The organism is Paenibacillus ihuae (assembly GCF_001368795.1).
In the GTDB taxonomy this organism is placed as follows: domain Bacteria; phylum Bacillota; class Bacilli; order Paenibacillales; family Paenibacillaceae; genus Paenibacillus_AQ; species Paenibacillus_AQ ihuae.
Genome location: NZ_LN831198.1, coordinates 3,368,927 through 3,378,293, shown reverse-complemented (window position 1 = coordinate 3,378,293; position 9,367 = coordinate 3,368,927). Strand labels below are relative to the sequence as shown.

General features: G+C 52.0%; 10 protein-coding genes and 1 pseudogene. 10 read left to right on the top strand and 1 reads right to left on the bottom strand.

Annotated features, from left to right (window positions below; genetic code table 11):
* From AQR02_RS34350 to AQR02_RS15455, 9 genes and pseudogenes are all read left to right on the top strand, one after another.
* Positions 1 to 409: GntR family transcriptional regulator (locus tag AQR02_RS34350; RefSeq protein WP_245237487.1), on the top strand; the 409-nt coding region annotated here is incomplete at its 5' end.
* Between the two features lie 6 nt (positions 410 to 415).
* Positions 416 to 1,630, top strand: coding sequence for a trans-sulfuration enzyme family protein (locus tag AQR02_RS15490; protein WP_054941249.1), 1,215 nt, complete (start codon positions 416 to 418; stop codon positions 1,628 to 1,630).
* A 48-nt stretch (positions 1,631 to 1,678) separates the two neighbouring features.
* Positions 1,679 to 2,820: pseudogene (locus AQR02_RS15485) on the top strand (amidohydrolase).
* A gap of 33 nt (positions 2,821 to 2,853) precedes the next feature.
* Entirely contained in the window at positions 2,854 to 3,897 is a 1,044-nt protein-coding gene (locus AQR02_RS15480) for a methionine ABC transporter ATP-binding protein (protein WP_054941248.1), read from the top strand.
* Positions 3,872 to 4,531, top strand: coding sequence for a methionine ABC transporter permease (locus AQR02_RS15475; RefSeq protein ID WP_054941247.1), 660 nt, complete (start codon positions 3,872 to 3,874; stop codon positions 4,529 to 4,531). Before AQR02_RS15480 ends, AQR02_RS15475 begins: the two co-directional genes overlap by 26 nt.
* 30 nt (positions 4,532 to 4,561) lie before the next feature.
* Complete coding sequence (locus AQR02_RS15470; protein WP_054941246.1) at positions 4,562 to 5,596, top strand: uroporphyrinogen decarboxylase family protein; 1,035 nt, start codon at positions 4,562 to 4,564, stop codon at positions 5,594 to 5,596.
* On the top strand, positions 5,593 to 6,441 hold the full coding sequence (locus AQR02_RS15465; RefSeq protein ID WP_187388788.1) for a MetQ/NlpA family ABC transporter substrate-binding protein: 849 nt from the start codon (positions 5,593 to 5,595) through the stop codon (positions 6,439 to 6,441). The genes AQR02_RS15470 and AQR02_RS15465 overlap by 4 nt, the downstream gene beginning before the upstream one ends.
* A complete protein-coding gene (proC, locus tag AQR02_RS15460; protein ID WP_245237486.1) occupies positions 6,426 to 7,265 on the top strand; it encodes a pyrroline-5-carboxylate reductase in 840 nt (279 codons plus the stop codon). The genes AQR02_RS15465 and proC overlap by 16 nt, the downstream gene beginning before the upstream one ends.
* Positions 7,266 to 7,268: 3 nt before the next feature.
* Positions 7,269 to 8,048: a VOC family protein gene (locus tag AQR02_RS15455; protein ID WP_054941245.1), complete on the top strand. Its 780-nt coding sequence runs from the start codon at positions 7,269 to 7,271 to the stop codon at positions 8,046 to 8,048.
* 95 nt (positions 8,049 to 8,143) lie between these two features.
* Here AQR02_RS15455 and AQR02_RS32490 read toward each other — a convergent pair whose 3' ends face one another.
* Entirely contained in the window at positions 8,144 to 8,374 is a 231-nt protein-coding gene (locus tag AQR02_RS32490) for a hypothetical protein (RefSeq protein WP_209444163.1), read from the bottom strand.
* Between the two features lie 260 nt (positions 8,375 to 8,634).
* Here AQR02_RS32490 and AQR02_RS34345 point away from each other — a divergent pair.
* Positions 8,635 to 9,367 (top strand): protein adenylyltransferase SelO family protein (locus AQR02_RS34345; protein ID WP_245237485.1); only part of this gene is annotated, 733 nt, incomplete at its 3' end.

The following is a 9,367-nucleotide window of genomic DNA, read 5'->3' as shown; positions in this document are numbered from 1 at the left end:
GCTGGAAGGGCATATTGCCAAAAATGCCGCCAAAAACGCCACACCGCGAGATATTCAATATATGACGGCAATGGTTGAAAAAACGAATCAATCCTTGCACTTAGGCTCTGATCAGGATGCACTCCCGTTTGGCTTTGAATTTCATGATTATTTATCAGAAATAAGCGGACTGCATACTTTTGAAAGAATCTTGACCCAGCTCAGGGATCACACGCTCCGTTATTGCCGCTATGTATCCCTTCACGGAGAGTGGAACACGCAGGCCTATGAAGAACATAGCCTGATTTTACAGATGATCGTTGACAGAAATGAAGAAGGCGCGGAAAAAGTTATGCAGGATCACATATCCAACAGCTTGTCCACGGCGCTGAAACGTCTAAAAGCGGTTGACGAAACCAGAAAGGACTGAGCCAGCATGCAATCAGAATGGAAGATGGACACAAAGATTATTCATGAGAGCCAGTTTCCTGATCCCCGGACGGGCGCCATTTCCCAAAGCGTTATCCCTGCGGTTGCCTATGCGTTTCCTGATGCTGAAACAGCAGCATCCGTGGTGGCAGGTGAAGCAGAAGGCGTATATTACGGCAGATACGGAAATCCGACCTCCCGCACATTGGAGAAGAAGATCGCAGCACTGGAAGGCGGCGAAGATGCCTTGGGTGTTTCTAGCGGAATGGCCGCCATCTCCATTGCCCTGCTTGGCTTCCTGAAGAATGGAGATCATGTCCTGGTAACAAAGGATGTGTACGGTGGCACATATAACTTCTTGACTTCCCTCGCACCTCGGTTCGGTATTCAATGCGACTTTGTCGATTGTACGGATACTGCGGCAATGCTTCAGGCAATTAAGCCCAATACGAAAGCTGTCTATATAGAAACGCCCTCTAACCCGAGGCTGACCGTCCTTGATATTAAGCAAATTACCCAAGCCTGCAAGCTTCATAAGCTCCCCGTCATTGTTGACAACACCTTTATGAGTCCTTGTCTGCAAAAGCCTTTGGAGCTTGGAGCCGATGTTGTGGTGCACAGCGCTACTAAATACATCAACGGCCATGGAGATGTGCTTGCCGGATTCGTTGTGGGCAGCAAAGATGTGATCCGCTTTATGAGAAAAAGGCTTATGGGTGATTTGGGACAGAATCTGAACGCCTGGGATTCATTCCTGATTCTCAGAGGGATGAAGACGATGGCCCTGCGGGTTGAAAGACATTGCCGCAATGCACAGACAGTCGCTGAATTTCTCGAGGGTCATCCTTCTATTGAAAGAGTATTTTATCCGGGTCTTGAGTCCCATCCCCAGCACAAGCTGGCTCTTGCGCAGATGAAAGGCATGGGTGGCATCGTATCGTTCGAAGTCAAGGGAGGCTTGAAAGAGGGGAAGAAGCTGATCAACTCACTCAAGCTGGCGATGATATCCTTCAGCCTGGGAGATCCGGAGACGCTGGTACAGCATCCGGCCTCTATGACCCATGCTTCCATTCCGCAGGAGGAGCGGATTCAATTCGGAATTACAGATGGTTTGATTCGCGTTTCGGTCGGGCTGGAGGATGTGAATGATATTATCGCAGATTTCGATCAAGCGCTGGCTGCTCTGTTCCCTTATTCTGAGCAGAATTCCATTTCTAAATAACAACTGGCTTGAGGAGGTAGAGTGATGTCGGTGAAACGGTGGGATGAAATGATGCAAACCTTGGACAAACAATTGATTGAAGTTCGCAGAAGCCTGCATCGCGAGCCGGAATTATCTTATGAAGAATTTAAGACGACTGACAAGTTGCGGACATGGCTGGCCGATGCTCATATTTCCGTCTTGGATCTTCCTTTGCCAACGGGGCTTATCGCCCAAATCGGGCAGGTGGAAGGGCCGGTAGTGGCTATCCGCTGTGATATCGATGCTCTTCCGATTGAAGAACAGACCGGTTTGCCGTTTGCGTCCGAAATTCCGGGGATAATGCACGCCTGCGGCCACGACTTTCATACCGCGGTCATTCTGGGTGCCGCGTATATACTGAAAGCCCGTGAAGCCGAGCTGCCCGGCAGAGTAAAGGTCTTGTTCCAACCGGCGGAGGAAACCGGTCATGGCGCCGAGAGCGTCCTCGCTTCCGGAGGGCTGGACGATGTGGACGCTATATTCGGGCTGCATAACTCGCCGGAACTGCCTGCGGGAACCTTCGGAACGAGGTCTGGCCCCTTAACGGCAGGTGTTGACCGTTTCGAAATTTCAGTGGAAGGGATAGGTGCACATGCCGCCACTCCGGAGAATGGGGTGGATGCGATCGTGAACGCAGCACAGATTATTACCGCGCTCCAAACCATCGTAAGCCGTCAGTGCGGTGCAAGGGAGACGGTGGTGCTGAGTGTCACCCGGATCAACGGAGGCCATACATGGAACGTATTGCCGGAACGGGTGGAACTGGAGGGAACCGTCCGCACATATAATGAAGAAATTCGCCGCGGCATGCCGGAGAAGATAACCCGAATCATTGAAGGCATTGCCGGAGCGGCCGGAGCGAGGGCACGGCTGCATTGGGCTCCGGGTCCGCCGGCAACGGTCAACGACGGTGTCTGGGCTGATTTCAGCAAAGAGATTGCCGGGCAGGCCGGGTATGAGGTGCTGGATATCCCGCCGCAATGGGGGGAGAGGATTTTGCACTGTATCTGCAGCGAATTCCCGGCGCTTTTGTAAATATCGGCACGGGTCCCGCTTATTCACTGCATCATCCGCGTTTCGACGTGGACGAGGCAGCTCTGCTTCCTGCCGCCCGCTATTTTGCGCTGCTGGCCGAGCAAGCGCTGGTACAACTGAAGGAGCAGGCTTAGCTACAGAATATGAATGAAAGGAGCGGAATGGTGATGATCGAATTAAGAGACGTTTACAAAACGTATATCCGCAAGGGAATTTCCAACGAAGCCATTAAGGGAGTTCAGCTGAAGGTTGAAAAAGGCGATATATTCGGGGTGATCGGCTATAGCGGCGCAGGCAAGAGTACGCTGATTCGGTTGGTCAATTATTTGGAGAGACCGACGAAGGGGCAGGTGTTTGTTGACGGTCATGATTTGGGCGCCTACAGCGATAAAGAGCTGCGTGCCGCCAAAAAAAACATCGGCATGATTTTTCAGCATTTCAACCTGCTGGAATCCAAAAAGGTCTTTGACAATGTGGCGATTCCCCTCGTGCTGCTGAAAAAGAATAAGAACGAGATTCACCAGCGCGTCATGGAACTGCTCGAGTTCGTAGGCTTGAGCGACAAAGCAGGCAGCTATCCGAGTGAATTGTCGGGTGGTCAGAAGCAGCGGGTGGGGATTGCCCGGGCGCTGGCTTCGAACCCTTCAGTGCTGCTATGCGATGAAGCGACCTCGGCGCTGGACCCGCAGACGACCCGCTCTATTTTACAGCTGCTCAAGAAGATTAATGCGGAATACCATATTACGATCATGATTATCACCCATGAAATGTCTGTTATACAGGAGATTTGCAATAAGGTTGCGGTTATGGAAGGAGGCCGGATCATCGAGCAGGGCAGCGTGCTGGAGGTATTCGGGCATCCGCAGCATCCGACAACCCAAAATTTTGTCAGTACCGTGATTCAGAACAGCATGACAAGCAGTGTGCGGAAAACATTGACTACAGATGAGGGAAGCCGCATGTACAAGCTTGAATTCTTCGGTGAGCGCGCCTCGGAGCCGGTATTGTACGAACTGATTCGTTCCAGTGAGGTGAAGTTCAATATTCTGTTTGCCAATATGACAGAGATTCAGGACACCACGCTGGGGACTATGATCATTCAACTTAAGGGGAATTCAGAGGAGATGGACAAGGCACTAGCCTTCCTGAATAGTAAAGAAATCGTTGTAGAGGAGGTGGAAAAGCATGTTTTCAACAACAGTGACCAGTGAACAATTTATGCAGGCGATCATCGATACGGTCTATATGGTCGGGATGTCCTTATTCGTAGGTTCGTTGATCGGGATACCGATCGGTATATTACTCGTCGTTACCCGTCCCGGAGGCGTTCTGGAGAACAAGCTGCTGTATACCTTGCTCAATCCGGTAATCAACATCATTCGTTCTCTGCCCTTTATCATTTTGCTCGTCGCAATTATTCCATTCACCCGGATGATTGTCCACACCTCCATCGGGACGAACGCCGCAATCGTGCCGCTCATTCTGTACATCGCGCCGTATATCGGACGGCTGGTCGAAAATTCCCTGCTTGAGGTGAACCCAGGGATAATGGAAGCGGCGGAATCGATGGGCGCCACACCGTTTCAGGTTATACGCTACTTCCTGCTGCCGGAGGCTGTCGGTTCGCTGATTCTGTCCTTGACGACTGCAACCATCGGGTTGATCGGCGCAACGGCAATGGCCGGAACGGTTGGCGGTGGTGGTGTAGGAGACTTAGCTATTGTGTATGGGTACCAACGGTTTGATACCGTGGTTGTAGTAGCGACGGTGGTTATACTTGTAATTTTCGTACAGGGAATTCAATCTTTGGGCAACTCGTTGGCGAGAAAAATCCGCCGGTATTAGGGATTGTCCTAACAACAGGAGGCAAACGAAGTGAGTGAATGGAGCAGACAGGAACGGTTTCAGGCTATTTTATCAGGGGAGCGGGCGGACCGGCCCATTGTGAGCGGCTGGCGCCATTTCATTGACAGGGAGCAGAACGCGGACGATCTGGCCGAGACGACCATCGCTTTTACCAAGCAATATGATTGGGACTGGGTCAAGATCAACCCCAGAGCCACCTATTTGGCCGAAGCCTGGGGGAATGAATATGATTTCGGCCATTATAGGACGGTATTTCCCCAGCAGCTTACAACGGTGGTTCCGGCAGCATCCAACCTGTGGCAGCTTGAAGTGAAGAAGGCCACACAGTCAGCACCTTTGCTGGAGCAGCTTGAAGCTGTAGCCAAAATCCGCCGGGGGCTGCCTGACACACCTCTAATCCAGACTGTCTTCTCCCCGTTGACGGTGCTGCTGTTTATAGTCGGACGCTCCGCTTATGTGTACCCGACCGTATTCGGTATCGAGCAGCCGGTCTCCCTGGATTCTTTATTTAAAGAGCACCGGGCGGCGGCCCATCATGCACTGCATGCGATCTCTCTGACGCTAGCTGATTATGTGCAGGAACTGCAGCGGGCGGGATCAGACGGCCTGTTCTATGCGGTGACGGGTACTGCACACCCTGGAATGTTCGATGAGTCGCTGTTTAACGAATTTTCCAGACCGTATGACAGTATTGTATTGGACGCTGCGAGCTATGGGAAAAATGTGCTCCACACCTGTGGAACTCACGCGCATCCCGAGCGGTTCAACGATTATCCGGTGGACGGAATCAGCTGGGATACGAAGGCTGAAGGAAATCCGGGACTGGAAGCCGCTGTGACAGCAACGAAAGTTGGCGGAGTCGATCACGCCCTTTTTGCCACCAACGACGTCGCGCAAATTCAACAGCAAGCTTCAGAAGCGCTGAATCTGATGAAGGATCAGCCGTTTATACTCGCTCCCAACTGCGCCATTCCACTCAATGTTACCGATGAGGCGCTGGTGAAGTTACAAAAATCTGTATTTGAAGGAGAGATCCCTGTATGAAAAAAGCAATGTCCCTATTCCTGATTGGCTTCGTTCTGGTACTAACGGCTTGTGGCTCCAACAATGCGGCAGACAACTCGAAAACCGGTGCCGCAGAAAGTGAGAAGAAGGAGATTGTTGTGGGATTTGGCGTCGGCACCTATGAGGAGCAGTTCCGCCAAGCGATTCTGCCGCTTCTGGAGAAGCAGGGCTACAAGGTTGACATTAAGACCTTCTCGCAAAATATGCAGGTCAACCCGGCTATGAAGGAAGGCGCAATCGATGCGAGCATCTTCCAGAGTACTGCGTATATGGAAGCCATCAATGGCGAAATTGGCGCGGATATGGTTGGTATCGCCTATGTGCCAGGTGCTCCGCAAGGGATTTACTCTGTCAAGCACACTACGCTTGACGATGTGAAGGATGGCACAACGGTGGCTGTTCCCAATGACCCGGTTAACCAGGAGCGGGCGCTCCGCATACTGGAAGAGCTGGGCTGGGTCAAGATTAAAGAAGGTTCGAACCTGGCTGATTTCAACATCAACAACATGGAGCCGGACAAATATAACATTGATATCAAAATTCTCGATCCGGCGCAAATTATGGTATCCCTGCAGGATGTGGATTATGGCGTAATTAACGGAAATTACATCGCAAGCGCAGGCAAGAAGATTACCGATGCACTCAAAATTGAAAATACGCCCATGCAGCACCGCATCATCGTATCCGTGAACCGGAAGGATGAGAATACGCAGTGGGCCAAGGATCTGAAGGCTGCCTACGAGTCCAAAGAGTTTGAAGAATATATTACCGGGTTGGAGAAATACGACGGATTCATTCTGCCTGAAGCGTGGAAGAACAACTAAACAGAGGGGTGAAGGGGTTGATCGAGCAACGGATTCATTTTATCGGAGGCGGACAAATGGCCGAGGCTATCATCCGGGCAATCATAGCCAATCGCACCATTGCCGCCGACCGGATCAGTGTTACGGATATCAATGAGGCACGTCTTCAGGTGTTGACCAGCACTTATGGCATAGATACGGGCCGGAGCCAGGAAGCGTATCTTGCTGAAGCTGGACTGATTGTGCTCGCCGTCCGGCCTCAGGATGCACTGAACGAGCTGGGACAAGCTGTATCCCTGCATGCTGCGCCGAATACCGTGATTGTTTCGATTGTGGCCGGTTTGACGCTGGAGAAGCTGGCGGGAGTTTTCGGAGCCCAACGGCCAATCGTCAGGGTCATTCCGAATACACTGACCGATACGGGATACGGCTACAGCGGGGTCGTCCTGAACGCCGATGCTGCGCGTGAGCAGGTGGACGAGTTCCTGCTTGGATTCGGCAAAGTCCAGTATATGGAGGAAGCGCTCCTGGATGTCTTCACCGGATACGGTGTAGCCGGGCCGAACTACATCTATTATTTCATTGAATCTCTTGTAGATGCCGGAGTGCTGGCCGGATTGCCGCGTGAGCAGGCCTGGAATGTCGCACTGGAGAATATGGCTGGAGCCGTGCTTATGCTGCGGCAGACAGGGCTGCATCCCAGACAGCTGCTGGACATCAACAACTCGCCAGGCGGGGTGGGGATGCATGGTCTGTATGAACTGAACAACAGCGATTTCGCAGCCGGACTGCAACGCAGCGTAATGGCAGCGGTCAAGCGGACGACTGAACTGGGAGCGAAATAGACTATGGCGAGCAAAAAATGGGATCACTTGGTTCATTACATCAACGACTTGGACAATGTGGTTGAGATCTTTGCGGAGAACGGTCTGATTGCCTTTAAAGGAGGTTCTCATAAGGACTGGGGTACCTTCAATACGTTAAGCTACTTCGGTCTGAGCTATATCGAGTTTCTGGGCATTGAATCTATCGAATTGGCCCGGTCTACGGAATACAATCTGGTCGTCAAGGATGCAGTTGCCGCCTTGCCTGAGCATGAAGTGCTGAGCAGGGTTGTGATCCGTACCGACGATATTGAAGCGATGGCGGCTTCCTTAACCGCTGCGGGCTTGAGCTTGTCACCCATTCTGGATGGCAAGCGCCTGGATACGTCCGGCACCTTGATCGAATGGCGCATGATGACTATTGCCGGAGATTTCGGCGGGCTGGTCTATCCGTTTATTATTCAGTGGAAGGGGACGGATGAAGAGCGGTTGGCCAGGCTGACTGCTTCTGGCATCGTCCGGCCCCATCCCGCGGGCCACGCCGAGATCAGGCGTGCGGTCTTTCACGTGACGGACCCCGCCGCCGCCGCCGGGCACTGGGCGAATATGTTTGGCCTGACTGTTGTGGAATCAACGGATTTATCCGCCATCTTGCAGATCGGGGACAAGTTCTACGATTTCGTCAAAGGGGAGGAGAACCGGTTCATGCAGGTGATCCTGGATATAGACTCCGAACAACTGGCGGGTCAAACCCTGCGGATCGGCGAAGGGGAGTATGTATTCCAATCTCCGCATGGAAAATAATTGCGAAGTGAAGGAAAAGTTTGAACAGAGGGAATATAAAGAAGCGCGCTCCTATGCCTTGGCAGGGAGCGCGCTTTGTTGTAAAAGGCAGAAGGTTATACCGAGTAAGCCGCTGCGTTGAAATTTTCAGGACCCGATCGAAGCACTCCCGCTGTGTCAACAATGCCAAACAGCGTATACACAAGCTGATTACTCACCGGAGCCGGAACATCGTAGGCGGAAGCCGAGAGCGGAACCAATTGATAATTGGTTAATGATGTATTAAAGGTACGTATGGAGCTGTAGACAATGGGGTCGGTTGAGAGAGTACCATCTACAATAAACAACGTTACATTAGTGCTGGTCTCTGGTTCGACAGGCAACTGAAGACCAAAAATCCCATCGAACTGAACACGAATAGTCCCCGGTGTGCTCGAAGGGACGTTAAGCCCAACCTGTGTAATCAGAAAGGCTGCGGCATCCGGAATAAGACCTGAAGCCGGTTCCCTTGCGTTAAAACCAGTTGAACCGTAAGTTGGGATGAGGATAATAAATGAGCAGAAGTATACACTAAAAGGAAAACTTGTTGCGAAAAAAAGGAGACCTTATGACGGAGAAAATAGAAATAAGGGATGCAGGGTGGAATTTAGACATTAGTTATGCCAGCCTGCCGGAATCATTCTTTTCAAAGCTCAAGCCCACACCTGTACGCTTGCCGAAGCTGATCATTCTTAACGAGCAATTAGCAGCAGCACTGGGATTGAACTATCCAGCACTGCGAAGCAATGACGGCCTTGCGGTTCTAGCAGGCAATGAGGTTCCGGAAGGTGCGGTGCCTCTTGCTCAAGCTTATGCAGGGCATCAATTCGGGCATTTTACCATGCTAGGAGACGGACGGGCAGTATTGATCGGGGAACAGATCACTCCGCCGGGCGCACGTGTTGACATTCAGCTCAAAGGCTCAGGCAGAACCCCATACAGCCGGAGGGGGGATGGCCGGGCAGCACTGGGCCCAATGCTCCGCGAATACATCATCAGCGAAGCCATGCATGGGCTTGGTATTCCAACGACCCGCAGTTTGGCGGTAGTCACAACCGGTGAATCTGTCATCCGGGAAACGGAGCAGCCAGGTGCTGTTCTTACCCGTGTGGCTGCCAGTCATCTGCGTGTCGGCACTTTTCAATATGCCGCGGCAAGAGGTGTTACTCAAGATCTCCAAGCCCTGGCGGATTACACATTACAACGGCATTTTCCGGAAGCAGAGGGTGGAGCGAACCGTTATCTCTCCCTGCTCCAGGAAGTGATTAAACGTCAGGCTGAGCTGATTGCCAGATGGCAGC

Bases quoted from the DNA above. Each gene is read 5' to 3' on its own strand.
- AQR02_RS15490 (WP_054941249.1), top strand. From the start codon at position 416: ATGCAATCAGAATGGAAGATGGACACAAAGATTATTCATGAGAGCCAG.
- AQR02_RS15480 (WP_054941248.1), top strand. From the start codon at position 2,854: ATGATCGAATTAAGAGACGTTTACAAAACGTATATCCGCAAGGGAATT.
- AQR02_RS15475 (WP_054941247.1), top strand. From the start codon at position 3,872: ATGTTTTCAACAACAGTGACCAGTGAACAATTTATGCAGGCGATCATC.
- AQR02_RS15465 (WP_187388788.1), top strand. From the start codon at position 5,593: ATGAAAAAAGCAATGTCCCTATTCCTGATTGGCTTCGTTCTGGTACTA.
- AQR02_RS15455 (WP_054941245.1), top strand. From the start codon at position 7,269: ATGGCGAGCAAAAAATGGGATCACTTGGTTCATTACATCAACGACTTG.